The sequence below is a fragment of the Streptomyces milbemycinicus genome (assembly GCF_002154605.1).
Taxonomy (GTDB): Bacteria; Actinomycetota; Actinomycetes; order Streptomycetales; family Streptomycetaceae; genus Streptomyces; species Streptomyces milbemycinicus.
Genome location: NZ_MUNE01000694.1, coordinates 1 through 1,172 on the forward strand (window position 1 = coordinate 1; position 1,172 = coordinate 1,172).

Genomic DNA, 1,172 nt, shown 5'->3' on the forward strand with positions numbered 1-1,172 from the left:
CAGGCCCGGGCCTGGACACAGGCGGACTACGAGCTCGGTACGCGTCCCTGAACGTACCGCCGACGCGGAAATCGGGTCGGAAATCAGGTCGCACACCCATTGACCTGTTGGGTGAGCCACCCTAACCTCCATTCTCATATCTGATTCACGTATGTGGAGAACAGTTCATGACTATGAACACGGCGGTCCAGGATGTCACGCAACGACTGCGTGACGGCATGGCGCGCGGTGTGCTGTCCTTCCCGCTCACCAGCTTCGGTGACGACGGCAGCCTCGATCTGGACGCCTACCGCGAGTATCTGACCGCTCAGCTGGACACCGCCCCCGGCGCGGTGTTTCCCGCGTGCGGCACCGGGGAGTTCACCGCCCTCGACGAGGACGAGTACCGCCAGGTGATCACCACCGCGGTGGAGGTGGCCGACGGCCGTATGCCGGTGGTCGCCGGTATCGGCTACGGCTACGCACAGGCGCTGCGCTTCGCCCGGATAGCGGAGGAGGCCGGCGCCGACGCCGCCCTGGTGCTCCCCCACTATCTGGTCAGGGCCCCGCAGGACGGCCTGGTGGAGCAGTTGCGGCGGATCGCCGCCGGAACCGGACTGCCGCTCATCGCCTACCAGCGCGACCACGTGGCATTCACCATCGACGGCCTGCGGCAGATCGCGCAGATCCCCACCCTCATCGGTCTCAAGGACGGACACAGCGACCTGGACCGGCTCCAGCGGCTGACCCTCGCCGCCCCCGACGACCTGCTGTTCTTCAACGGCGCCGCCACCGCCGAGATGCAGGCACGCGCATACGCCACCGTCGGCGTGCCCGCGTACTCCTCCGCCGTCCACGCCTTCGCACCCGAGATCGCGGGCGCGTTCTTCGACGCGCTGCAGGCCGGCGACGACGAGACCGTGGACACGCTGCTGCGTGACTTCTACGTCCCGCTGGTCGAACTGCGGGACCGGGTGCCGGGCTACGCCGTATCCCTGGTGAAGGCCGCCGCCCGGCTGCGCGGCAAACCGGTCGGCCCGGTGCGCGCCCCGCTCATCGACCCCAGCCCCGAAGACCTGGCCGACCTCAAGAAGCTCCTGGAGACCGGTCTGAGCCTCGTGGCCGACCGCTGACCGGGACACAACACCGATGGGATCCGGGCGGCCCCGTGCGCCGCCCGGATCCCATCGGTG

Annotated in this window: 1 protein-coding gene; it reads left to right on the top strand. The window is 69.0% G+C overall.

Annotated elements, in window-relative coordinates:
- Positions 1–173 precede the first annotated feature (173 nt).
- Positions 174–1,112, top strand: a complete 939-nt coding sequence (locus CCN51_RS43105; protein ID WP_014181783.1) for a 5-dehydro-4-deoxyglucarate dehydratase — start codon at positions 174–176, stop codon at positions 1,110–1,112.
- Positions 1,113–1,172: the final 60 nt, after the last annotated feature.